This is a genomic window from Planctomyces sp. SH-PL14 (assembly GCF_001610835.1).
Classification (GTDB): domain Bacteria; phylum Planctomycetota; class Planctomycetia; order Planctomycetales; family Planctomycetaceae; genus Planctomyces_A.
Genome location: NZ_CP011270.1, coordinates 63,434 through 88,357 on the forward strand (window position 1 = coordinate 63,434; position 24,924 = coordinate 88,357).

Annotated in this window: 19 protein-coding genes; 12 read left to right on the forward strand and 7 right to left on the reverse strand. The window is 66.5% G+C overall.

Annotation, left to right across the window (positions count from 1 at the left end):
- The first annotated feature begins 143 nt into the window (after positions 1-143).
- Positions 144-1,259 carry a D-TA family PLP-dependent enzyme gene (locus VT03_RS00250; RefSeq protein WP_075091120.1) on the forward strand — a complete coding sequence of 372 codons (1,116 nt, stop codon included), beginning with the start codon at positions 144-146 and terminating at the stop codon, positions 1,257-1,259.
- A gap of 350 nt (positions 1,260-1,609) precedes the next feature.
- Here VT03_RS00250 and VT03_RS00255 read toward each other — a convergent pair whose 3' ends face one another.
- Entirely contained in the window at positions 1,610-2,422 is an 813-nt protein-coding gene (locus tag VT03_RS00255; protein WP_156514186.1) for a zinc-dependent peptidase, read from the reverse strand.
- A gap of 200 nt (positions 2,423-2,622) precedes the next feature.
- Here VT03_RS00255 and VT03_RS00260 point away from each other — a divergent pair, with 200 nt between their 5' ends.
- The 3 genes from VT03_RS00260 to VT03_RS00270 all read left to right on the forward strand — a co-directional run bounded on the left by VT03_RS00260 (position 2,623) and on the right by VT03_RS00270 (position 8,143).
- On the forward strand, positions 2,623-4,836 hold the full coding sequence (locus VT03_RS00260) for a tetratricopeptide repeat protein (RefSeq protein WP_075091122.1): 2,214 nt from the start codon (positions 2,623-2,625) through the stop codon (positions 4,834-4,836).
- 425 nt (positions 4,837-5,261) lie between these two features.
- The gene (locus tag VT03_RS00265; RefSeq protein WP_075091123.1) at positions 5,262-7,421 is read left to right on the forward strand and encodes a DUF2079 domain-containing protein; all 2,160 of its coding nucleotides are present in this window, start codon (positions 5,262-5,264) and stop codon (positions 7,419-7,421) included.
- Between the two features lie 131 nt (positions 7,422-7,552).
- A complete protein-coding gene (locus VT03_RS00270; RefSeq protein ID WP_075091124.1) occupies positions 7,553-8,143 on the forward strand; it encodes a Uma2 family endonuclease in 591 nt (196 codons plus the stop codon).
- Positions 8,144-8,170: 27 nt separating this feature from the next.
- Here the strand turns inward: VT03_RS00270 and VT03_RS00275 are convergent, their stop codons facing one another.
- Positions 8,171-8,962 (reverse strand): alpha/beta fold hydrolase, encoded by a 792-nt coding sequence (locus VT03_RS00275; RefSeq protein ID WP_075091125.1) that lies wholly within the window; start codon positions 8,960-8,962, stop codon positions 8,171-8,173.
- A gap of 220 nt (positions 8,963-9,182) precedes the next feature.
- Here VT03_RS00275 and VT03_RS00280 point away from each other — a divergent pair, with 220 nt between their 5' ends.
- The 7 genes from VT03_RS00280 (at position 9,183) to VT03_RS00310 (ending at position 17,178) form a co-directional block, all read left to right on the forward strand.
- Entirely contained in the window at positions 9,183-10,373 is a 1,191-nt protein-coding gene (locus VT03_RS00280) for a hypothetical protein (RefSeq protein ID WP_075091126.1), read from the forward strand.
- A gap of 133 nt (positions 10,374-10,506) precedes the next feature.
- Positions 10,507-11,418, forward strand: coding sequence for an orotidine-5'-phosphate decarboxylase (gene pyrF / locus VT03_RS00285; RefSeq protein WP_075091127.1), 912 nt, complete (start codon positions 10,507-10,509; stop codon positions 11,416-11,418).
- Positions 11,419-11,654: 236 nt separating this feature from the next.
- Positions 11,655-13,259: a hypothetical protein gene (locus tag VT03_RS00290; RefSeq protein WP_075091128.1), complete on the forward strand. Its 1,605-nt coding sequence runs from the start codon at positions 11,655-11,657 to the stop codon at positions 13,257-13,259.
- Between the two features lie 69 nt (positions 13,260-13,328).
- Positions 13,329-14,615, forward strand: a complete 1,287-nt coding sequence (locus VT03_RS00295) for a hypothetical protein (protein WP_075091129.1) — start codon at positions 13,329-13,331, stop codon at positions 14,613-14,615.
- A 389-nt stretch (positions 14,616-15,004) separates the two neighbouring features.
- Positions 15,005-15,736: a hypothetical protein gene (locus tag VT03_RS00300; RefSeq protein ID WP_075091130.1), complete on the forward strand. Its 732-nt coding sequence runs from the start codon at positions 15,005-15,007 to the stop codon at positions 15,734-15,736.
- Between the two features lie 55 nt (positions 15,737-15,791).
- Positions 15,792-16,361 carry a hypothetical protein gene (locus VT03_RS00305; RefSeq protein ID WP_075091131.1) on the forward strand — a complete coding sequence of 190 codons (570 nt, stop codon included), beginning with the start codon at positions 15,792-15,794 and terminating at the stop codon, positions 16,359-16,361.
- A 7-nt stretch (positions 16,362-16,368) separates the two neighbouring features.
- Positions 16,369-17,178, forward strand: a complete 810-nt coding sequence (locus tag VT03_RS00310; RefSeq protein WP_075091132.1) for a hypothetical protein — start codon at positions 16,369-16,371, stop codon at positions 17,176-17,178.
- On the opposite strand, the gene VT03_RS00315 is transcribed toward VT03_RS00310, so the two are convergent.
- A complete protein-coding gene (locus tag VT03_RS00315; protein ID WP_075091133.1) occupies positions 17,151-18,113 on the reverse strand; it encodes a bifunctional riboflavin kinase/FAD synthetase in 963 nt (320 codons plus the stop codon). The genes VT03_RS00310 and VT03_RS00315 overlap by 28 nt on opposite strands.
- Before the next feature lie 69 nt (positions 18,114-18,182).
- Positions 18,183-19,463, reverse strand: coding sequence for an adenylosuccinate synthase (locus VT03_RS00320; protein ID WP_075091134.1), 1,281 nt, complete (start codon positions 19,461-19,463; stop codon positions 18,183-18,185).
- Positions 19,464-19,911: 448 nt separating this feature from the next.
- Between VT03_RS00320 and VT03_RS00325 the strand changes: the two genes are divergently transcribed.
- The gene (locus tag VT03_RS00325; RefSeq protein ID WP_156514187.1) at positions 19,912-21,210 is read left to right on the forward strand and encodes a hypothetical protein; all 1,299 of its coding nucleotides are present in this window, start codon (positions 19,912-19,914) and stop codon (positions 21,208-21,210) included.
- A gap of 29 nt (positions 21,211-21,239) precedes the next feature.
- Here VT03_RS00325 and VT03_RS00330 read toward each other — a convergent pair whose 3' ends face one another.
- From VT03_RS00330 to VT03_RS00340, 3 genes are all read right to left on the reverse strand, one after another.
- Entirely contained in the window at positions 21,240-22,043 is an 804-nt protein-coding gene (locus tag VT03_RS00330) for a sterol desaturase family protein (protein ID WP_075091136.1), read from the reverse strand.
- 139 nt (positions 22,044-22,182) lie between these two features.
- The gene (locus VT03_RS00335; RefSeq protein WP_075091137.1) at positions 22,183-23,445 is read right to left on the reverse strand and encodes a tagaturonate epimerase family protein; all 1,263 of its coding nucleotides are present in this window, start codon (positions 23,443-23,445) and stop codon (positions 22,183-22,185) included.
- Positions 23,446-23,532: 87 nt separating this feature from the next.
- Entirely contained in the window at positions 23,533-24,915 is a 1,383-nt protein-coding gene (locus VT03_RS00340; RefSeq protein ID WP_075091138.1) for a glycosyl hydrolase, read from the reverse strand.
- Between the last annotated feature and the right edge of the window lie 9 nt (positions 24,916-24,924).

Here is a 24,924-nt window from a genome sequence, read left to right on the forward strand (position 1 = left end):
ATGATACCGCGGCGGCGGCCCGATCAAACAGGGACGGTCTGGACTGCGTCTGCCTGATCCCCGGGGAAGGCTGGCGAAACCCCCGTCCCTTACTTACGTTCCCTGTCGCGCCCGCGAGGCCCGCTTTCTTCCGAAAGAGTTTCATGGATCCGCGTTACCAGATCGACGACGTCTCAAACCTCCTCAGCCCCGGGCTGGTCGTGTTCCGCGACCTCGTAGTGCAGAACGTCGAAGCGATGATCCGGATGGCGGGAGGGGTCGACCGGCTCCGTCCGCACTGCAAGACGCACAAGATGGCCGAGGTGACGAAGATCGAGTTCAAGCTGGGGATCACGAAGCACAAGGCGGCCACGATCGCCGAAGCGGAGATGCTGGCCGCCTGCGGCGTTCCGGACGTCATGATCTCCTACCCGATCGTCGGCCCGAACCTGGGCCGGGTCGCGAAGCTCATCAAGACGTTTCCGGGTACTCGCTTCTCCGTCGTCGCCGATCACGCGCGACCGATCGAGCAGCTCGGCGCGGCAATGACCGCGGCGGGGCTCAAGGTCGATGTCTTCCTGGAGGTGAATCCCGGCCGCGACCGGACAGGGATTCCGATCGGTCCCGAGGCCCGCGAGCTGTACGTGAAGCTCTGCAGCACTCCGGGAATCGTTCCAGCGGGGCTGCATGTCTATGACGGTCACATCACCGAGCCGGCCTTCGATGCGCGGAACGCGACGATCCGCGGGCATTGGGAGAAGGTCCTGGCGTTCCGGTCGGCCCTGGTCGACAGCGGGCATGCCGTGCCGCGGATTGTCTGCGGCGGGTCGCCTCAGTTCGGCGTCTACGCTCACATTCAGGGGGCGGGGGTTGAGCTGAGTCCTGGTACCTGCGTCCTCCACGATGCCGGTTACGACAAGTATCCGGAGATGCAGTGTTTCACGCCGGCGGCGCTCGTTCTGACGCGGGTGATCAGCCGTCCGACGGCGAAGCGGGTCACGTTCGATGTCGGGAACAAGGCGATCGCCTCGGACCCTCCGATGGGTCAGCGGCTTGTCCTGCCGGATATTCCGGATGCGGTTCAGGTTCTACACAACGAGGAGCATCTTGTCGTGGAGACGGCGGACGCGGACCGGTGGCAGCCGGGGGACTGGACGTTTGCGATCCCGAAGCACATCTGTCCGACGTCGGCCGTGCATAAGTTTGCTTATGCGGTGAGTGGGGGGAAGGTGATTGGCGAGTGGGAAGTCACGTCTCGCGACCGGCGGATCACGATCTGACGAAGCGCAACATCGCCGCCTCACCGGGTCCAGGGGCACCCTGGTGGGGGGATGCAAGGGGGGCAACGCCCCTTTGCCCGCCGGAGGCCTGGCCGTCGGAAGATGTCTGAAGGAGCACGTGTCCAGACGCGGACGCCGTGCCGGATGCCCCCTCACTAACCCACCGGGATTCCAGAGCGAGCGACGAGTCCTCAACGCCGGTGACACAAAGGGAACGCCCGTTGTGTCCCATGGTTCCTCATGGAAGTGCCTCCGGCGGCAAGGGGGCGTGGCCCCCTTGACCCCAGGCTGCCGCGGCACGTTGGGTTTGAGCTATCGAGTCGTGCCGGCAAGGACGTGGTTGGTCCGTGTCAGTCCCCGTCCCACGTCACAACGTCCCGTTCCTCGGCCGGATCCTGACGGTAATAGTCCCGGAATAACCCGTAGATCGCCGGATGGTGCCGGCGGAATAGCCGAGGCCGCTCAAAGAATGTCTCCGTCGATACGGCAAAGAACTCGGCCCGGTTCTTGGCCCCGTACCAGTCGAGAAGCGTCGGAATGCCGTGCGAACTCCGCTCGACCAGCCGCTGGAACTCCGGCTCCATCACTTCGCCCCACCGCCGGGCTTCGTCGATGGAATCGAGCGGTGGCGTCCCGTCCGTGATCCGCCCATTCATCATGTCAAGCTGATGGGCAAACTCGTGCAGCACCAGATTCCGCCCGGGGCTCTCCATCCGTCCCCCGGCGCGGGCATCGAGCCACGACAGCACCACCGGGCCGCGCCACCAAGCCTCCCCCAGCCGCGCCTCTTTCCCCTCCAGCACGACGCCAGCCCGGGTGATCTCGACCCCGTTGGCGACGTAGCCGCTCGGATAAAGGAGGATCGACAGCACGTGGTCGAAGTGAAAATCTTCGGGCCAGCCGACGACGAGCAGACACGCCTGCGCCGCGATGACGACCTTCATCTCCTCCGTCAGCTCGAGGCCGCGGCACCCTTCCCAGTTCTTCTCGGCGACAAAGACACGGATCAGCCGCCGGATCTTGGGCTGGAGCTCGGCCGGAAGGCTCGCGACATGCCGCACGCCGCGCTCCAGCATCCCCTCCCACTCTGCCGGAAACGGCTTGGAAAGGATCGCGGCGCGACGTCGATTTCGGAACCAGCTGAGGAACATGGTGTCAGGCAACGGTAGCAGTCGAGAGAACCGCGGCAACGGCCGGAACGGAATCAATCCCGCGGATTCCAGAATCGTCCCTCGTCGCCCCCCCTGCGGCTCGCGCAGGACTCACCGCCGCAGTTTGACAGACTCGACGGCGGTCTGTGGAATCCAACCCATCGGCCGTTTCCGTCCCGCCCGGTGATCCCCCATTGAGTACCTCTGCCTCCGTGCCTGCGCCGAACGCAGCTCCGGCCCATCCTGATTCGACGGCCGCCGCCGGGGCTCCCGCGCCCTGGTGGACCGACTACGTCCTGTGCGCCCTTCTCGCCCTGTCGATCGTCCTCGTCTTCGGACAGGCCGCCGGTTTCGATTTCGTCAACTTTGACGATCACCTGTACCTCGACAAGCATGACCACGTCCGCGGGGGACCGACGGGCGAAAACCTGCTGTGGGGCCTGACGACGCTGCACCTCTCCAACTGGCATCCCCTGACGTGGTGGTCGTGGCAGTTCGACACGCTCGTCTGGGGCTACGGCCCCCGCGGCTTCCACATCACGAACGTCCTGCTGCACGTTCTAAATACGCTCCTCGTCTACCGCCTCGCCCGGCAATGGACCGAGAATCGAGCGAACGCCTTCCTCCTCGCGCTCGTGTTTGCGGTCCATCCGCTCCGCTGGGAGTCGGTCGGCTGGATCTCCGAGCGGAAAGGACTCCTGAGCAGCCTGTTCGCCCTGCTGGCGATCGATCGCTACCACGCGTACGTCCGGTCCCCCGGACTGGCGAGGATGGCAATCGTCGCGCTGTGCCTCACGCTGAGCCTGATGTCAAAGGCCATGGCGGTCACGCTGCCTTTTGTCCTGCTGCTGCTCGACTGGTATCCGTACCGCCGCTGGAAGTCCGCTTCCGATCTGCCGCGTCTCATCGCCGAGAAGTGGGCTCTCTGGCTGCTGGTGATTGCTTCCTGCGTCGTCACCTACATCGCCCAGAAGGCGGGCGGATCGGTGCGAACACTGGAAGAGGTCCCGGTCGCTCAGCGGTTTGCCAATGTCGGCTGGGCCTACATGACGTATGTGGTCCAGACGCTCTGGCCGGCGAACCTGTGCGCCTACTATCCAATGGGCCGCCCCCGGCCCATGGAGCAGTACGCTCTGGCCTTCGCGCTCCTGCTCGGGCTGACAGTCGGGGCGGTCCTGATCCGGCGGCGGCTTCCCGCGGTGACAGCCGGCTGGCTGATCTTTCTCGGGACGCTCGTCCCCGTGATCGGTCTCGTCCAGGTCGGCGTCGCTGCGCACGCCGACCGCTACACGTATCTCCCGGGCATCGCGCTTCTGATTACCCTGGGGACCCTGGTCGTTAAAGGGATGGAGCATCGGTTGCCTCAACGGGGCCGGCGTTTCCTGGCCGCCGTTGTCGTGGTCGTCCTGGGAATCGTCAGCCTTCGCCAGGGGGGGACATGGGCCGACGGGCGAACGCTCTGGACGCAGGCCGCCGCCGCCTCGCCGTGCGAATCGAATTCGTGGCAGCTCGGCGCGTTTGAGATGCGGGCCCGCCGTTACGACGCCGCCGCGGCGGCCTTCGAACAGGCGTGCCGGCATCTCCCCGAAGCGGCCGACCTGTGGGCGATCCTGGCGACCGCCTATGACAACGCCCAGCGTGGGGACGAGGCCGAGGAGGCTGCCCGCCACTCCTTGTCGCTCACGAAATTCGTCACGCCCGACTCCCGTGCGCGATGCGAGCTCGTCCTGGGTAAGGCGGCCGAACGCCGCGGAGCGAGGGACGAAGCGGCCAAGCGGTACATCGCGGGGCTGGATCAGGCGAAAGAGATCGACATTGCTGGCGAGCTCGCCTCGCGTCTCGTGCGGGTTGGCGGGGCGGAGCAGGCGATCCCGTACCTGCAGAGCCTTTGTCTGGCGCTCCCCGGAAGTTCCGAGTTCCGGGGGAACCTTGCGAATGCGTACGCGGAGCTTGGCAACTGGGCCTTCGCGGCGGCCGCCTTCGAGGACGCGGTGAAGCTGAGTCCTGATGATCCCAAGATGCGCAGCCGGTGGGTTACGGCGCTGCTGGCGTCGGGGAACAAGGAGCGGGCGCGGGAGGAAGCGCTGAGGGTGGTTGAGCTGGATCCGAAGTGGCCGAACGCGGCGCTCCGGGCAGCGAGTCAGATGACGGCGCAGCAGGTCTCGCGCTCCAAGCTGGAGGAGGGGTACTGGCTGGCTGGCGCGGTGGCGCTCGTGTTTGAGGCGCCGCCGGCGGAGGCGTTGGGGGCGATGGCCAATGGCGCGGCGGGGCTGGGCCGTCTTGACGAAGCGGATGCCCTGGCCAAGCAGGCCGCTGAGACCGCGAGAGCCAATGGCCAGACGGATCTGGCTGATGCTATTGAAGAGCGCCGGGCCCAGCTTCGAACTGGAGGAGAGGCAGGGCCGGGGCGTGAACCGCCGATGTGACCGCGCCATGCCGCCACCTCATCGGGGTCCAGGGGCACCCTGGTGGGGAGTGCAGAGGGGCAACGCCCCTTTGCCCGCCGGAGGCCCTCTCGTCGAGAGATGTCTGAAGGAGCACGTGTCCAAGCGCGGCCGCCGTGTCGGATGCCCCCTCACCAACCCGTGGAGATTTCAACGCGAGCGGTGTTGTGTGAGGGAGTCCTCATAGCTGGTCCCACAAAACGGTCGTCCGTTGTTTACCAAGGTTCCTCATGGAAGTGCCTCCGGCGGCAAGGGGGTGCCCCCTTGACCCCAGTGGCCGTGGCACGTTGGGTTTGAGCTGGCGAAGTCTTGCCGGCGAGAACGTGGCTCGAGTCCGCGGCGCAAGCCAGCCCGGTCGACATGACATCGACCGACGACAACATTCCACCAGTCGAATATCGTAAGGCATGGCTGCTCGTCCCCCCCGACCACCGGTTCCGCTCCTCTCCGTTCCGCGTCCCGTCCGCGGTCTGCTGACCGTCGTCCTCGGGCTGATCGGCACCTGGCTGGCCGCCGTGACAATCTTCGAGAGCAGCCAGCTCGCCGCCGCCTACGTCCCACCCCGCATGTACGCCGGCTTCGTTCAGACGCTCGGCGGCAAACTCGACCTCCAGAACGGCCAGGTCGTCGGAGCGCGGCTCCCGCTGGCGCCAATCCTCCTCCCGCTGGCGGTCCTGACCGGCATCACCTGGGTCGGCGGCGCCTTGGTCGTCAGCCGCCGGCGGCGGATCGACCTCGTCGACGCCATGAGCGCGTGGGGCTCCGCCGGATGGTCATGGTGGTTCCTGCCGGGAGCCTGGGCCCTCGGCGTGACACTGACAGGCGGCGGAAGCAGCAGCCTCGGCGTCACGCTCCAAGCCCTCTCGGAATTCGCCCTGTCGATCGCCGCCGCTGGCTGGATCGCCACCTGGACCTGGCTCGTGACCGTCCCGGCTCCATCGCCTGCGGACTCCGACGTGGCCGCCACGGACGCCGCCAATCATCGACGGTTCTCCCGGATCGTCCTGATCGGAATGGCGATCTACGTCGTCGTGTTCACCGCGATGAACTGGGGACTGTGGTTCAACATGCGGATTCCCCACGGGGATTCGGCGATGTACGAGGAGCACCTGTGGAATCTCCTCCACGGCAAGGGCTTTCGCAGCTACCTCGATCCGGGGCTGTTCCTGGGCGAACATATCCAGGTCATCCACCTGTTCCTGATCCCCGTCTACGTTCTCTGGCCGTCGCACCTCCTGATGGAGCTGTGCGAGTCGCTGGCCCTCGCTTCGGGAGCCTGGTTCGTCTTCCGGATGGCGGAGCAGCACGCCCGCAGCTCCCGCATCGGAGCGGGCCTCGCCCTCTGCTATCTGCTCTACGCCCCGATGCACTTTCTGGACATCGAGATCGACCTCAAGACCTTCCGCCCCGAGGCGTTCGGAATCCCGCTCCTGCTCTGGACGCTGTGGAAGGTCGACCAGCAGAAATGGAAGTCCGCCGCCGTCGGCCTCGTGCTGACGCTGCTCGTGAAAGAGGACTATCCGCTCGTCTTCGCGCCGCTCGGCGTCTGGATCGCGCTGTGGGGAAATCCCGGGGAGCGTCCCGACGGCACCAAGCCCTCGCGACGTTTCCTGTGGTGGTTTGGCGGGGCCGTGACGGTCCTGTCGGTCGCCTACCTGCTTGTCACGGTCAAGTTCGTGATTCCGTGGTTCAAGGGGCAGCAGGTCCACTACGCCAGCTACTTCGCCAAGTTCGGCAAGACAACGGGTGAAGTCATGCTGAACATGCTGATCCGCCCGGACATCCTCTGGTCCGAGATCGTCCAGCCGCGATCGTTTATCTACGCCGCGCACCTGCTGGTCCCGATGGGGATGCTGTGCCTCTTCGCGCCGACGCGTCTGCTCGTTGCCGTGCCGACCTTCATGCTCCTCTGCCTGAACGAACTCGCCCAACAGCCCCCGGCCCCGGTCCATCACTTCCACGCCCCGATCATCCCGGTCCTGTTCTGGGCGGCCGCCGGAGGGCTCGGCTGGATGTCACGGCCGTCCTGGCTGTCACCCTACATCACAAAGTTCCACGTCCTCGGAACGGGTGTCAGCCCCGCGCCCACCGAACGGGAACGGGGCGAAGCGCTCGCCGTCTTTGCCGTCGCTTGTGCCGGGCTGACCGGCGCGGTCGTCGGCTTCTCGCCGCTGAGCCTCAAGTTCTGGGAGCCGGGCCAGCCGCACTACTGGCGGTCGCTGTATCTCCCGGGAGAGCGTCCGAAGGAGTTCGCCAAGATCGCCGACCTCATTCCGCGAACCGCCCGCGTCGCCTCGACCGACTTCGTCCACCCGCGGTACACGCATCACGAGCGATCGTACGACTACAGTAACTACATCCGCGCGGTGGCGGGCTTCACGACCTCCGTCCCGCCGGACACGGAGTACATCGTCATCGACACGCAGCACCCCTACAGCGAGATCCGCTCCCCGGCCGACGTCCGCGAACTCAAGGACGCGCCCGATGAGTGGGAGCTGCTGCCGGACACGACCGATGGTTACTTCATCGTCCTGAGGAAAAAGAACGTAGCCGCAAAGGAGCGGTGAATCCGCGTCTGCGGACACGCGCGATGTTCGAGCCATCGCGGTCCGACATGCTGGCGAAGCTCCTCCCCGTATCCGACCATGTCACCGACCTTTCTCTCCCCTCTCATCGACCTCGCTCGCCAGCCCGCCCCATGCTGCAGCCACTCATGACCATCGAAGAGTTCCTCGAAAAACGCCCGGATCTCCCCGAGTCCGGACAGTGGACCGAACTCCGCGACGGCGCCCCCGTCAGCTTCGATCCCCCAGGCGTCGACCACGGAACCGTCATCCTCAATCTGTCGAAACTCCTCTCCGAATACGTCCACCAGTCCGATCAGGGCTACGCCGCGTTCGACGTCGGAGTCGTTCTCCACCGCAGCCCCGACTTCGTTGTCTTCCCCTCCGTCAGCTACTTCCTCGAAGGACCGCGCTTCGCTGAGTCCGACAACGCCGTCGCCACCCGCCCCCCCGCTTTCGTCGTCGAAATTCTCTCCACGCCGGACCGGCAACGGGAATTTGCCGCGCGTGCCGGCCGCTACCTGGAGGCTGGAATTCCACTCGTCTGGGGAATCGTCCCCACCAACCAGACGGTCGACGTTCTGACACAAACCGGCCCTGCCCGTCGAGCCCTGCGGACCGATCACCTGACCGCCGATCCGGTCCTGCCGGAATTTGGTGTCACCGTCGCGTCGCTCTTTGTGGAGCCCGACTGGTATTCCCGCCCCGCCCCCCGGAAAGAGTGACGAGACACGCAGGGCCGAGGGACAGGATCAGTCGTCAGCCGGCTCGCCGGACTGGACCACCGCCTCGACCGATTGGCCGGTCGTGCAGGCGACGAACATCTCGACGATCGCCGCCGCCGACTCCTCCGGCCGCCCCCGCAGCACCATGTGTCCCATCGGAAACACCCGTCGAACGAACTCCGGACACTGCGGCGCATGCCGCTCGACGATCTTCTCCATGGCCCGCGAATTCCAAGGCGGAACGAGCAAATCAAATCGCCCGGACAGGCTCAGCACCGGAACGGCCAGTTTCTTAAGTTCCTCGCGGTAGTCGATGACCAGGGTCTGGCGAACCCGGTCGGCAAACACCTGGGGAGGCATCGTCTCGACCACCACGCCGATCGCGTTCTGGATGCCGATCGACTTCTCCCAGTGAAAAACCCGGTTCGCCCAGCGGAGAATCGGGAACGCGGTATGAACGAGAGGGCCGATCAGGTGCCGGGACACCTTCGGAATCCACGGATGAGGAGAGCGGGCGAACCCGACCGCCAGGATCAGCCCCATCAGGTTCCCGTGCTTCTCGGCTGCCAGTCGGATCGCCAGCGGCCCGGCAAACGAGTGTCCCAGCAGCAGATACGGCTCGTCCGGGGGAAGCGAGCCGCGGGTGAACTGCGTCAGTTCGTCATAGGTGAGCGGAACATCCTGCGGATAGCACAGGACTTTCGTCGTCAGCGTCTGGGGAAGACACGCCCGGAGCGGTTCGAAGATGGTCTGGCATCCATCGAGGCCAGGCAACATCACCAGCGTCGGGTTTCGAGCGCCGGAGTATTCGTGGACCATGATTCACCGGGAGCGCGGGCACAACCCCGCCGGATCCCAGCGGCCGAAGCAGACGCCAGGGACTTGCGAGCGCATTCCGGCAGAAACCGCCCGGTTCGTCAATCGGTCAGGCCGCCGGAAGGGGCCTTTCCCGGGTGGCGGTCTTGTCGCCAAAACCCCCGGACGCGATGATTGTTTCAACGGGCACCGTTCCGTTTGTGCTCCGATGCGTGAGGCGTTTATGAAGATTCGATGGCCTTCCCTCCGTTCGTTCCTCCGCTCCGCCACCGTGGCTCTCGCCCTGGTCGCGGTCAGCGTCGCCCTCGCCTGCCCGTTCTGCAGCGCCCCGAGCCTGACGCTCAGCCAGCAGCTCCAGCAGTCCGACACCGCCGTCCTCGTCCAGTGGGCCGGCGGCGACCGGGCCAGCCGTGAAGAGGGCTCGGTCGGCAACACCGTCTACGAAATCGTGAAAGTCGTTCACGACTCCTCCGGCGCCGCCAAGAAGGGGGAGCGGATCGTCCTCGACCGCTACCGTGACGGGAAGTCAGGGGACCTCTTCCTGCTGTTCGGCAGCAAGGGGGCCATGATCGAGTGGGGGAGCCCGATCGAAATCACGGAAACCGGCTTCAACTACGTCGCCCAGTCCCCGTCGAAGGAAGTGAAGCCGGCCGAGCGGCTCGAGTACTTCTCGAAGTTCCTCGAGTTCCCGGACCAGATGATCTCGGACGACGCGTACGGTGAGTTCGCCAACGCGGACTACAAGGACATCGCCTCGATCGCCAAGCACTTCGACCCCGCCAAGATCCGCTCCTGGCTGGCGAGCGACAAGACGAACCCGACCCGCCTCGGCCTCTACGGCCTGCTCCTCGGCCTCAGCGGCGGCGAGCAGGATGGCGAGTTCCTCAAGAACAAGATCCTGGAAAAGGTGGACGGCTACCGCCTCGGGATCGACGGAATGATTTCCGGCTACCTCGTCCTCGCCGGCGACAAGGGCTTGGAAGTCGTCGAGAACTCCAAGCTCAAAGACAAGACCTGCACGTTCTCGGAAACCTACGCCGCGATGCAGGCGATCCGCTTCATGTGGACCTACGGCGACAACCGCATCAGCCAGGAACGGCTGCGGGCCGCCATGCGGACGCTCCTCGACCGCCCTGAACTCGCCGACCTCGTGATCACCGACCTCGGCCGCTGGAACGACTGGTCGGTCGAGGACAAGCTGATGGAGCTCTACGGAAACGAGAGCTACGACATCCCCTCCATCAAGCGGGCGATCGTCCGGTTCTACCTCGTCGCCGAGTCGACGAAGCCGAAGGATCCGAAGGCGGAAGTTCCGGCCCACGTCACGAAGGCCAAGGCCCACCTCGCGACCCTCCGCAAAGACGACCCCGAAACCGTGAAGGCGGCCGAGGAGTTCTTCTTCCTCAACTTCTGATATTGTTCGCCCAGCGGACGGCCCCCCCGAGCGGCCCTCCGCCGCGGCAACGATCTCCCGAGCGACGCTCCTATTGTGAGGCCGTCCTCCTGCCCACGATCGCCCGAGTTCGCTCGGGCGATTTTCGTTTGGCATGAGCTACCGCGACCGACTCGACGCCGCTGTCCGCACCAAGAAGACCCCTGCCCTCGTGGGTCTCGATCCCCGGCTCTCCCAGATTCCGCAGGAGATCCAGGAGCGAGCCCGCCGCCGGGCCCTCAGTGCGTCCGAAGTGACGGCTCTCGCCTACGAAGAGTTCTGCTGCAGGATCATCGACGTCGTCGCCCCCCTGGTCCCGGCGGTCAAGCCGCAGGCCGCCTTCTTCGAGGAAGCGGGCCCGGCCGGGACCGTCGCCCTCTGGCGGGTCACTCAGTACGCCCGCGCGGCGGGACTGATCGTGATCATGGACGCCAAGCGGGGGGACATCGGCACAACCGCGGAAGGTTACGCGCGGGCCTACCTCGCGGGAGCCGATGTCGCCGCGGCGCCGTGGGGAGCGGACGCCCTGACCGTCAACGCCTACCTCGGACCGGACACGCTGGAGCCGTTCGTCAAAGTGGCGAGCGAGCGCGAGGCCGGAATCTACGTCCTCGTCCGTACGAGCAACCCCGGCTCGGCCGGCTTTCAGTCCCGCCCGGGCGACGCCGTCCCGATCTACCGCAGCGTGGCGGAACTCGTTGAGACCCTGGCCGCCCGTACCGGCGGTGCCGTCGGGGCGGTCGTCGGCGCGACCTATCCGGAAGAACTCGTCGAACTCCGCGGCGTGATGCCGAGTGCCCCACTTCTCGTCCCCGGCTACGGCGCCCAGGGGGGAAGCTCGGCCGACACCGCCGCCGCCTTCCACTCGACCGGCCTCGGCGCCCTCGTCAACAGTTCCCGCGGGATCATCTTCGCGTTCGAGAAGAACCGGACGCCCAGGTGGGAAGACGCCGTCGAGGCGGCGACGAAGGCGATGATCGCCGACCTGGCGGCCCACACCCCAGCCGGAACTCTGACGAAATCGTGAGCCGCCCCTGCCGTCACGACCGTCATGGTCGGCGCGATCGGCAAACTCGACGGGACGTTCCTCCGTGTCGGTGAGGCGAAATGAAAACGCTGCCGACGGCGGCGGTTGTGAAAACCTAAGCTGAAGCGATCCCCCCGCCCCTGTTGCCCTCCGGCAACACGCCTTCAGCGGTGCCGCGCATGAGTTCCGTCCTCCCTCCCTCGCCGACCCGGCCTCAGTCGCCTTATGTTGGAGGCATGACGACAGAGCAGGAAGACGATCAGGTCCCGGTTCTTGAAGACCGGACTCCGGACTGGTTCCGGATGCGTCCGAGCGGACTCGCGCTCGTCTGCGCCCTGTGCGTCGTCTTCTTCATCATCAACCAGTACACGCTGTTCCCGCAGTTCCGGCTGTGGCACAACGACCTGTGGGGGCACATCGCCTACGGCCGCTGGATCGTCGAACACAAGGCGCTCCCGGAGACCGAGCCGCTGATGCCGCTCGCCCGCGGCGTGCCGATGATCGACACCGCCTGGGGAAGCCAGGTGATCGGGCACCTGACCTATTCGGAGCTCGGGATCTTCGGCCTCCGTCTCCTCTACACCGGCTCGATCATCACCGCCCTCGCGCTGATTTCCCTCGCGGTCTACCGCCGCACGGAAAGCGTCCTGGGGGGACTGCTGTCTCTCGCGGTCTTCTCGGCGGTCTGTTACCAGATCTTCTGGGTCTCCCGCCCGCAGCTCGCGGGGATCGTCTGCTTTGCCGCGACCCTCGTGATCGCCACCTCGCGATCGTGGCCCAAGTGGTACTGGGTCGCCGTCCCGGCCCTCTTCGCCGTGTGGGCCAACCTCCACGGTTCGTTCCCGGTCGGATTCGTCGCCCTCGGCCTGATGGCGGCCGGCCACGCCTTCGATGTCTACCGCCAGTCCCGTTCGCTCGGGGCGGTCGTCGCCTCCGCGCAGGTCCGGCGGCTCGTGATCGCGACGGAGCTCGCCGCGGTCGCCACGCTCCTTAATCCTTACGGCTGGAACCTCCACCGCGAGATCCTGACGTTCGCCGACAACCCGAACCTCCAGAGCCTCGCCGAGTGGGATCCGCTTACGCTCCGCGACTATCCCGGTCAGGCGATGGCAGTCGTCGTCATCGGCCTGATGTGGCTCTATCGCCAGACGCCGCGGCGAGTGAGCACGTCGGAGATCCTGCTGCTCTTCGGCCTGGGACTCTGGTCCCTCTGGACCGCCCGGATGATCTGCTGGTGGGCCCCGGTCGCCGCCTACTTCGGAGGCCTGCACCTTGCGGCCCTCTCCCAGCGGTGGTTCCGCGAGTCCAGCGGCCGCCCGGCAGCAGGGATCTGGACCGTGACCGCCCTCTCGATGGCGTTCTTCGTCGTCATGCTGACCCCCTCTGGGATCGGGGCGACGCAGGCGTTCAAGAAGTCGCTCGGGATGAAGCTCGTCGAGCCGGACGCCAAGAAGCAGGAGATCCAGTTCCGCAACGCCGTCTCGCCGGTCACGCCGGTGCTGGCGGTCGAATACCTCAAGAAGCACCCGCCGAAGGGGCAGGTCTACAACAGCTTCGAGTACGGCGACTACCTGAACTGGGCCATGCCCGAGGTCTCGGTCTTCGTCACGAGCCACGTGCACCTGATCCCCGGCGAAGTCTGGGACCACTACCTCGAGATCGCCAACGCCGCCGGCGAATGGCAGCAGCGTTTCGACTGGTACGGGGTGAACTGCGTGATCCTCTCGGTGAACCGCCACCCGGCTCTCGTCCGGGCGCTGCGGAAGGAGACCGGCACGTGGGAGGTCGCCTTCGAAGAGAAGAACCACACGATCATCTTTGAGCGCCGCCGCCCGCTGTAGTGCGGCTTGGTTCGGGTTGTCAGTCGTCCGTCATCAGTTCTCAGCTTGATCACACCTCGGGGTGTTGCCGTGCCTGTCCGCCGTCGCAACGTTGTCGTCTTCCTCGCCGTCCAGGCGGTCGCCTTTGCCGGCGTCGCCGTGGCGTGGGTGCTCGGCCCGAACCTCCTGAAGACCTCCGGCCTCCAGGCGTCGACCGCCGGGCACCTGCCGGTTCCGGTCGCGATCCACCGCAAGACGCCGCTGCGGATCGCTCCGCTTTACGACCGTCCCGACCTCGTCAGCGATGCCGACCTTGCCGCGGTGCTGGAGCAGGTTCAGCCGCGGTTCGACCGCAAGAACCTCGCTCCAAACTTCGTCGAGCACGCGCTGCGGATCTGGGGGGTGAATGCCCAGTTCCAGGATCCAGCCGTCCTGTCCGGAGCCGACATGACGACGTTCCTGACGGACCATCGGAGCTTCATCGCCTCCTGGGGTCAGGAAACGATGCCGCTGCTGATCGACCGCCAGGACGGCCTTGCGGTCCGCTGGACGAAGGAGCCGGGGGGCTCGGTTCACCACGATCACTGGCTCGCCTCGCTGACCGAAGCGGGGATCTCGCTCGATCACACGGTCTACGGCCCGTCGCTGCGGCGGGGGATGACGATCGAAAACGTCGTCGAGGAATCGGTCCGCGACTTCCGGCTCGACGAGCGTGAGGCGGAGTGGACGGCGATGGCTTTCGGGCTGTGGTTTGCTCCAGAGACGCACCGCTGGACCGGCGGCGACGGCCGGCGGTACTCGTTCGACCTGATTGCCCAGCGGCTCATGCGGGGGCAGAAGCAGCTGGGCGTCTGCGTCGGGACGCACCGGGTGTACTCGCTGGCGGTTCTGCTGCGGCTCGACGAGGAATACAAGATTCTCTCGCCGGACGTCCGGCAGGCGGTGTGGGACCATCTCGCTTCGGTGCGGGATGCGATCGCGAAGTCGCAGTTCCCGGACGGGCACTGGCCTTCGAACTGGCCGGACGCGGAACTGGCGGTCGAGAAGCCGATCGAGGAGGAGCTGCACAAGAAGGTGATCGCGACAGGGCATCATCTGGAGTGGATGGCGATTGCTCCTCCGGAGCTGCATGTGTCGGACGAGCAGCTCAAGAAGGCTTGCGACTGGGTCATCAAGACGACGGTGGAGCAGACTCCGGCGGAGATCCTGCAGCGGTATACGTTCTTCAGCCATGTCGGGAATGCGTTGGCGCTGTGGCGGCACCAGCATCCGGCGAGTTTCTGGCAGTCTTGGGAGCAGCAGCATCCGTTTCACACGCGTCCGAAGCGGGAGGCGTCGAAGGTGGAAGTGAAGGCGGCAGCAGGCCACGAAGAGTAAAGCGACCTCCCAGCCAGTCGGGTCCAGGGGCACCCTGGTCAGGGGATGCAAGGGGGAGAATCCCCCTTGCCCGCCGGAGGCCTGACCGTCGAGAGATGTCTGAAGGAGATCGTGACCAAACGCGGACACGATGCCGTATGCCCCCCACACCAACCCGCGGGGATTACGCACCGAGCGTGGATTCCCCGGCGCCGGTACCACAAAGGGGCCATCCGTTGCATACCACGGTTCCTCGTGGAAGCGCCTCCGGCGGCAAGGGGTTGCCCCCTTGACCCCGGCTGCCGTGGCACGTTGGGCTTGAGCAAATGACGCTGTGCCGGCAAGGACGCGGTTCGTGCCTCTCGATACGATGACGACCTGACCCGCTTCTGCCCGGCAGGCTTTCCCCGATGACCACGCGCCCCTCGGACGCCACCCCCGAACTACGGCTCCCCCGCGCCTGGGGCACCGTAATCGCGTTCCTCGTCGTCGCCGCCCTGATCCTCTCTCCGAAACTGCGGACGGCCGTCCTCGGGCCTCAGCCAGCCCCCCCGGCTCAAGTCGACCCACCATCCGACGCCCCCGACTCGACGGCCCGCCAGGTCCCGACGGCGACCAGGCCACAATCCAAGCCCGAACCGGAATCGACACCGCCCCGGCCGGACGAATCGGCAACATCTCCCTCCAAGCCCGCTGGGTCAAAGCCGGAAGTCGGCAACAGCGACAAAGCCCCGCCCGCAGGGCCGCGTCTCGGTGAGCTCAAAGAGGTCCGCAAGGGAGTCTTCCGCTCGACCGCTGGCCTCGTCTACCGCAACGGCAGCGTCGACGGCCACCGCATCGATCACGTCATGCGGCACGGCCAGGATGATCTCGATAAGCCGGTTCACGGGGTGTTCGTCGGCAACCGCGAGGAGATCTTCGCCCTCGTCGACGAGGGCTACCAGCTGACCCAGAAGCGCGGCCCGCCGCTCGTCAAGAAGGAGACCGAAGGGGACCGGACCGTCTACCTGATCGACATGAAGCGGAAGGTCGGCTACCTCGGCGGTCAGGTCGGCAAGCGGAAGAACCATCCCCCGTGCCGCCTGCTGCAGCTTGTCCTGGAAGGGGACGAAGTCATCACCGCCTTCCCGACCGATCGTTGAGGCGGCTGTCCCTCCCTGTCCTGCTCACCACGCCTTCGCCCTCCGGAGACCGCCGATGAGTCGTCGCCGGATCGCCGAAGTCGTCGTCATGCTCGCCCTGGTGGCGACGGTCGGAATGCTGGTCCTCCAGTTTCTCAATGAGGACCACCCGCCGGCGGAGCCGACGACATCGGCCCTCACAGACGCTCCGCCCGCGGTCCAGCTCGAAGTCGCCGGCTGGCAGGTGCGGCAGTCGGCCAGCGGGGGGGACGCGCACGCTCTCGAAGCCTCGCGGCTCGAGCGGTTCCGCGGCATCGCCCGCGCGGCCCGGACGATTCCGCTCCCGCTGGAAACGGACCGCATCGAGCGGGGTTTCCTCGAATCGGGCGTTCTGTGGGAACGCCGGGAGCGATACGGCCCCGCGGAACTTCGAATCTCCGGCGACTCTGCTTGCACTCTCGCGGTGTTTGTCGTGGAATCCGGTGATCCCGCGGGAGAGCGGGTGATCGCGTGGTCCACGCGGCTTCCGGCCGGAACCAGCGGCGGCAATCAGGTCCAGATCCTGGAAACCGTTCGCACGCCCGCCTCCGAACCGGAGCTTCCGCCGGCCTCCGCGATCGCGCCGGGTCCAACAACAGAAGAGTGATCGATCCATGAAGGGCATCGCCGGGATCCTGCTGGCCGCCGGGCTGGGCCTCTTGGGAGCACTCTGCAACTGGTTCTACCTGCAGCGGGCGGTCCAGTTTCACGACGAGGTCTACTTCATCGCCATCCGCCAGGCGGTTCAGCTCAACGTCGGCGACCTCATCACGGAGGAGCAGATCGAGCGGGTCGAAATCCCCAGGTTTGCGGTCGGGAACCTGATCCACGTCGCGCCACAATGGTCCGCCAAGGACGCCGTCCTCGGCCACCGCGCGACCCGGTCCTACATGGGGGGCGAGATCATCCTCGACATGGACCTGACGACTCCCGTCCAGCAGGACCTCGCGGCGACGCTCAATGAAAACGAAGTCGCCCGCTGGGTCCCGGTCGATCCGCGGAGCGTGATCCCGGAGCAGATCAACCCGGGCGACCTCGTCTCCTTCGAAGTCCAGGCCCCTCTGCAGAACGCCGCCATCGCGCTCCCGGCGGCAACGCCCAGAACGCCTCCTCCGAACCCGGACGACGAACCGGCCCCACCCCCGTCGTCCCCCTCCCCTCGCTCATCGCCGCCGCAGGCTCCCATCGCGTCGCAAGCCGAGATCATCGGCCCCTTCCGGGTTTTGGCACTGGGAGGCCGCCGCGAGCGGCGGAATATCCAGGCCGCCAGCCGCGGCCGCGGGGGTCCGGAGAACACGATCACGATCCTGGTCCGGCTCAACGACAACAAGCTCGAGCCCAAAGCGGCCCGCCTGTTCGACGCCCTCCGCGGCGGCAAAACGGCGACCGTCCAGCTTCACTCGTCGCGGGCGAAAGAGCTCTGATCGACTGACGGCTGGAGAGTTGCCGCGATCGCCCGCGTCCGTTCGATGTCCCGCCCGAGCTGCTCCCGCAACTGGTCGACCGACTCGAACTTCGTGATGTCCCGCAGGTGATCGAGCAGGTCGACGTGGATCGTCTGCCCGTAGAGGTCCCCGCTGAACCCGACGAGGTGGACTTCCACCTTCTGGGCGTGCTCGCCGAAGGTCGGATTGGGACCGATGTTGATCGCCGCGGGGTAGTCCATCCCGGAGATGTTGACCCGGCCCGCATAGACGGCATTCCGCGGGATGAGCGTTTCGATCCGGTCGAGGTTCGCTGTCGGGAACCCGAGCAACCGCCCGCGGCGAGCACCGGGGGCGACGTGCCCGGTCATCCGGAACGCCCGGCCGAGAGCGAAGTTCGCGTCCTGAATCCGCCCGTCGCGAAGTGCCGTCCGGACCGAGGTCGACGAGACGTCCTGCCCCTCGAAGGCGATCATCTCGCAGATCGTCAGGTCGAGATGCGCCGCATCGCACATCGTCCGCAGCGTCTCGATCGTTCCTCCCCGGCCGCGGCCGAAGCAGAAATTCGGCCCTTCCACCATCCCCCGCGCGTGGATCTCCTCGCGGACGATCCGCTGGAAGAACTCCTCCGCCGTCAACTGCAGGAGCTCCCGGTCGGTCGGATAGGCGATGAGGCAGTCGAGCCCCAGCTCGGCCAGCAGGCGGGCCTTCTCGGGGAGCGTCGTCAGCTGCGGGGGAAGCCGCTCGGGGGCCAGCAGGGCGAGCGGGTGCGGCTCGAACGTCAGGACGACCGCGGGCCCGCCCAGGCGGCGGGCCTTGGCAATCAGCCGCCGCAGCATCTCCTGGTGCCCGCGATGGACCCCGTCAAAGTTCCCCAGCGACAGAGCTCCTCCGCGATACGCCGCAGGATCGGTGAATCCGCTGAGAAGAATCATTTGGGGAACAAAGTCAAACTGGTCGCGCAGCGACCTTCGCCGCCACGCACTGCCAACTCCCGACCGCCACTAGCTCAGCACCGTCTGCTCGCGGTCCGGTCCGACCGAAACGATCTCGACCGGGGCTCCGACGAGTTCGGAGACCGAGTCCAGATAGGCCCGCGCTTCCTTCGGGAAGTCGGCCATCCGCCGGACTCCGGTGATGTCCTTCTTCCAGCCCGGGAGCGTCCGGTAGACCGGCTTCGCCTTCGCCAGATCGTCGACGTGGCTCGGGAAGTCGGTCGTCCGCTCGCCGTCGATCTCGTACGCCTCGCAGATCTTCAGTTCGTCGAGCTTGCCGAGGACGTCGAGGAGCATGACGGCGATGCAGTCGACTCCCGCCAGGTTCGCTCCGTACTTCGTCGCGACGGTATCGAGCCAGCCGCAGCGGCGGGGGCGTCCCGTCACGGTGCCGTACTCGTGCCCTTCGTCCCGGATGTGCTGCCCGATCTCATCAAGAAGCTCCGTCGGGCAGGGACCGCCGCCGACGCGGGTCGTGTACGCCTTGACGACGCCGATGATCCGGTCGATCGCCCGCGAGGGAACGCCGCTACCGGACTGGATCCCGCAGGCCGAGGCGTTCGACGAGGTGACGTACGGGAAGGTGCCGTGGTCGATATCGAGGAGGCTTCCCTGAGCCCCTTCGAAGAGGATCGACTTCTTATCGCGGAGGGCCTTGTGCAGGAACGTCGTCGTGTCGACGACCCGCGGCCGGAGCTGATCGGCGTAGCCCATGTACTCGTCGTAGAGGGCCTGGACTTCAAACGGCTTGAAGTTCGGGTCGAGGCACTTCAGGATCTGGTTCTTGTAGGGAACGATCTCTTCGAGCCGCTTCCGGAGGACTGCCGGGCGGACGAAATCGCCGACGCGGATGGCGTGCGCGCGGCCGATCTTGTCCCGATAGCAGGTCCCGATCCCCCGCATCGTCGTGCCGATCTTGCTGTCGCCGCGGCTCGCTTCGAAGATCGCCTCTTCCGCGTGGTGATACGGGAAGATCACGTGCCCGCGGTCGCTGATGATCAGGTTCTCGCCGATCGGCAGGCCGCGATCGGTGATCGACTTCATCTCTTCCAGAAGGGCCTTGGGGTTGATGACGACCCCGTTGGCGATCACCGACTGGACCCCCGGGCGGAGGATGCCGGCGGGGAGGAGCGAGAGCTTGTAGGTCTGGCCGTCAAACTTGACCGTGTGGCCGGCGTTGTTGCCCCCCAGATAGCGGACGACGATCTCATGCTGATCGGTCAGCAGGTCGACGATTTTTCCCTTGGCTTCGTCTCCCCACTGGAGGCCGATGACTGCGGTCACTGACATGACGGAATCCGATACTGCCTGACCCCTTGCGGGGCGCACACGGCGGTCGCTCCGCGCGCGGGCGCGCACGGAATCCGCCTGAACTGGCCCCGGCGGGGCCGTCGACGTGAACCGGCTCGACGGGAGCGGCTCGTCTGACGCGCTCCGGTCAGGCCAAAGTGGCGAGTGTAGCGGCTTCCGCCAATCGGATGCCAACCCTCGCCTCCCCGTTTTCCGCATCTGCCGCGGCAATACGTCGGCCGTGCTGGATGCGTCGACTGGAGAGCGGCCTGCCGGCGGCCCGGTATCGTTTCGCCGCGGACATTCCTCCTTTTCGCCATTTCCCCCACCTCCGTATTCCCCGCCCCGGTTCCTTTAGATCGATTGATGAGTCAGAATGCCGGCGACCAGCGACGGCGGGCCTCCCGGTCCGTTCTCCGCCCCCATGATTGACCTCCGGAGTGACCGAGTGAGTTCCAGCGACGTGCCCCCCGCGTCTTCGCCCGCCTACCCGCTCGAGGAGGACTTCTGGGAGACCGGGACGGCGCGGTTCAAGCGGTGGATCCCCTGGCTGCACCTGTTCCAGGCCTTCCGGATCGCGATGGACTACCGCAAGCTGCTCGTGGCCGCGGTCGGGATCCTCCTGCTGGCGGCGGGGGAATGGGCCTGCTCGCTGATGCCGTTCGCTCCCTCCACCTTCCGGTATGTCTGGCCGTGGGAGTCGGCCTACGACTCGCCGCTGAACGGCCTCGCGGTCTCGGCGAATGCATCATCCATTGGGGCGCCCCTGAGCGACTCGACGGTCTTCGGTGTCCGGGTGCTGCGTCCGCTGCGGGACTTCGTTTCCGCCGGATGGCCCCTCGTCCGTCCCTCCCGCACCTGGGGCGAGATCGCCCTCGGCTGGACCCGGCTGCTCTGGCTGCTCGCCGTGACGGGGCTGTGCGGCGGCATGATCGCCCGGCTGGCTGCACTGAACTTCGCCGGGAAGGACTGCTCGCTGCGGAGCGCGTTCCGGTACTGCTTCGTCCGGCTGGCCTCCTACATGGGGGGACCGCTGCTTCCGGTCGTCGGGCTCGGACTCCTGTGGGGACTCTGCGCGGTTGGCGGTCTGGTCGGGGTGATCCCGGTCGCCGGACCGTGGCTCGTCGCCATCTTCTGGTTCCTGCCGCTGATCCTGGGGATCATGATGTCGGTCGTGCTCCTCGGCGTCGGCTGCGGCTGGCCGCTGATGTACGCCACCGTCAGCGCCGAGGGCTCTGACGCCTTCGACGGACTCAGCCGCAGCTATAGCTATCTCTTCAGCCGCCCCTGGTACGCCCTGTGGCTCCTGGTCGTGACCTGCGTCTATGGAACCGCCCTCGTCCTCTTCCTGCATACGGTGATCGACCTCGGCGTGCGGTGCGCCTTCTGGTCGGTCCAGAGCGGCATGGGCGAGGATCGGCTGCGGGCCCTCGTGCCGAGCGAGTTCGCCGGGGCGCCGACCGACTTCGTCGGCGCGACCGGTCCGGAGCGGGTGACCGAGGTCTGGATGAACGCCGTCCGGATGGCGGAGCCGGCGTTCCTGTTCAGCTACTTCTGGACGGCCGCCGCGATCGTCTACTTCCTGCTTCGCCGCAGCGTCGACGCGACCCCGCTCGACGCCGTCGACGAAGATTTCCCGCTCTCGACCGAACCGTTTCCCCTGGTCGGCATGCCGGCGGTCGAGAAGCGCGAGGCGGCGAACGACTCCGGCCCCGAACCGACGAGCCCGCCGGCTCCGGCGACATAACATCCCGCCGTCACGGTCCGTCGGCCAAGTCAGACCAGAGGCGAACCCGGCTCGCCCCGGGTCGGCGGCTCCTTCGCGGCCGGTAGCCAGTCGGGGACGAGGCCGAACGTCTCCCAGTAGTCCGGCCGCAGCGTCCCGAACAGCCGGTCCCAGATCAGGGTGTAGAACCCGTAGTTGCAGTTCACGTCCTGATGATGGCGGGCGTGAAAGGTGCCGCCGGTGATGGTCGCCAGCAGCGGGACGCGCTGCCACCACGCGGGGAGGGGCTCGACCCCGAGGTGCCCGATCATCCCGAACAGGACATTGAGCGCCAGGTAGATCGACATCCCGAGCCACGACGCCTGGTAGACCGAGATCACGACGAGCCAGAGCGCCCCGAACGCCAGATTCTCGAGCGGGTTGAGGATGAACAGCGTCAGCGGCCGCGGGCGGTCGTAGCGGTGATGGAGGGCGTGCATCCAGCCGTAGAACCACGGATGGTGCGCCAGCCGGTGGAGGCCGTACATCGCCAGATCCATGACGAGGAGCAGGATCGGCACGTCGAGCCACGCCCGCCAGCCGACATCGGTCCGGAACCGGACGATCCCCGCCCGCCACAGGAACAGGCCGACGATCGTCGTCACGGTGTTGAGCAGGACGTTGCTGAGGGCCAGCACGACCTCGTTCTGTTCGAGATCGCGGGCCGGCAGAGCGACCCGCCGCCGCTCATGCCGCCGGACGAGCCACTGCCCCAGGAGGACGACGCCGACGAAGATGACGACGTTCTCCAGCAGCAGGGCCATCATAGCCTGCCGGAGCGGCGCCTCTCGCAGCCAGATCAGCGCGGCTTCCATTCGGTTCGCCTCGCCCCGGGACGCGGAAAAGGAAGACGGCCGCGGCATCGCAGCCATAGACAACTGTCCGCAATCGGGACATCCGATTCACCCGGATGTCCCGCAGTCCGCGCTCATTCGACGACCGACGTCGCGTCGTCTACATCCCCTGCTTCAGCGCCACGAGGTGCCGCGAGAAGTGGTCCGCCAGAACGTCACGATAGGTCTGCGGATGGGCCTCCAGGCAGGCCTTGATCTTCGGGCCCAGTTCGTCGTTCGTCAGCACGGAGCCGAACGTGCAGTGCAGGATCTGCCGCCCCGGCTTGGTGAACCCATGTCCGGCGGGAACGTGCTCCCACATTTCCAGATAGGCCTGCTCCAGCTCCCGGATCGGGACCGCCTTCGACGGCGGCGCGTCGTAGAGGCGGGCCGAGACGTGATAGGTCGCCCGGTCGATCTCATACCGGTCGCGGCTGAAGTCGATCACCTGCCGGAACAGGGCGTCGTCGTGCCGGGCAACCACGCGGAGGGCTTCGAGGTAGCTGGTCCCCGCCGTCTTGACGTGGAATTGCCCTTTCGTGGCCCGGGCAAGGACCGGGTACATCGACAGCTTGTCCGAGCCGGAGTGGAGGCTCAGCTTGTAGGGGCCAAGGGCCTGGGCGATCGCGGCGTGATCGAACAGCGACTTCTCGAGCGAAGCGACGACCCCCTTGTAGTCGACTCCCTTTTCGAAGTTCCCGATGTACCGCGGGGCGAGGCTGATGAGCTTCATCCCGTTTTTGACGCACTGCTCGGCGATGATGTAGTGCTCGGCCAGCGTCGTCGGCTGCTCGGTCTCGTCGACGCTGAGCTCGATCTCGTAGGGCCGCCCGAGCCGCTGGTGCACACGGTCGATGTGGCGGGAGAGGTCGAGCGCCGCTTCGATCGCCTTGCCGTACTTCACGGCGGCGCGGGACAGGACTTCCGACGTGAACTTGATCTCCGTCCCCGTAGAGAGTGTGATCGTCTTGTCCTTGTAGTCCGCCATCCAGGGGCAGGCGGACAGCACCGCCGGCAGCTTCTCGCGGACCTGGCTCTCGCTGTAGTCGTCCGCGTGCTGGTCGACGTGGCCCGAGGGATCGATCGTAAAGAACGTGAACCCGACCGCCGCCGTCACCTCGACATCTTCGTAGGTCTTGAGATGGTCGGCGTCCGCGCCGGTCTTCCCTGTCCAGCCAGCGGCCTCCGCCCCCTTGAGGGCGTCGTCCATCACCTGCTGCGGCGTCCGCTTCGTGCGGGACATCTCGCGGATCGACTGCTGCGGAAAGATCGGCTCGATGCCGCTGCCGGACTGCTGCATCGCGGCGACATGGCCGGGGGTGCCGAGACCAGTCCGGTCGCCGAATCCGAAGGAGGGGGCCAGGCCCAGAGTGACGGGGGTCATGATGGTGTGCCGGCAGGTCGCCGGAATTAAGTCCGTAAAGCGTCTCACTTCTATCTTCGCAGGTCGGAACGCCGAAACAATCGACGCTCACGCCACCGGCCCGAAGAAGCGGTAGGCCGGTTCGCCGGTCGCCATCCGCTGGACCATCAGCGCCGCTTCGCGAAGGTGGTAGTCCCCCCACTGGCACGATTCCCCGCAGGGAATCTTTCGGCCAGCCGGAATGTGGTCCCAGCCCCGCGGACGGTGGTAGACCGAATGCAGCAGGAGCCCCTCGTGCTCGGGACTGCCGCTCAGGTAAGGCTCCCGCAGCAGCGACCGCAGGACGGTCAGCCCGGCCGAGACATAGCGGTCTCCCGAAGTCGGCCGCCGCACATTGAGCCACAGTCCCAGCCGGATCAGCCCCTGACAGCCGATCGCCGCCGCGGAGCTGTCGACCGGCTCGTACTCGTTGAACGGATCCGCCGCCCGATCGAGACCCCCTTCGAGCCGCGCGAGTCCCGGCGCCCCGGTGTCCCAGTAGGGAATGCCGTCGATCGGCGTCTGGTCGATGTAGAAGTCGCAGGAGGCGAGAGCCGGTTTCAGCAACTCGTCGATCACCGCCGAACGTCCGCCGAACGGCTGCAGGTCGGAGTCTGGCAGCGTATCGAGGAACTCGAGCTGCTCCGGATAGCCGAGCATGACCCAGCTGAGACCGCGGGTCCAGGTCGTGAAGGGGCTGTAGCCCTGCTGCGAACTCGGACAGCGGTACCGACCGTCGTTCGTATTGAAGACACTCTCGTGCGCCACCCGGCCACGGATGTCGTAGAAGTCCCGCCCCTCGCCGTAGAAGACGTTGTAGCGGGCATTCGACCGGGCGTGCTCGATCAGCCGGCCGAGGAGGCTGATCGACTCGTCATTCTCCCCCGCCAGCCGGTGGCCGAGATGGTGGGCGAGGGCCAGCGAGCGGAGGGACCGCATCGTGTCGCAGAACAGCGAATGCGGACCGTTGAATGAATAGATGTACCCGTCGCCGTCGGAGGTCCGGCTCCACCGGGCTCCCTGGACCGCCCCGCTCACCCGCAGCGCCAGCTCGTACCAGCCGAGTTCCGCCGGGTCGTGCGGGATGCGGCCTTCGAGCATGAGCCGCCGCAGGGCCCCGTAGGTGCTGACGTTGTTGAACCCGTGGTCGTGAACGCCGATGTGGCTGACGTGCGACGCCATCCGCTCCTGCGTGCTCTTCCGGCCCATCTCCAGGAAGCGGGTCTCACCGGTGGCGTCGAACTGGAGGATCGGCGAGCCGAACTGAAACCCCTGCGTCCATTCCGTCCAGCCCCGCGCGGTGTAGCGTCCTTCGATCGTGAAGACCGGAGCGCCATCCTCCGGCTGCCATCGCTGGTCGAGGCGATCGATCTTGGCGGCCGAAACGTCCCACATCGCCCGGATCGCCGGAAGAAGATCAGAAGGGGTGAGCTTGGAATCGACCTGGATCATGCGGGCGCC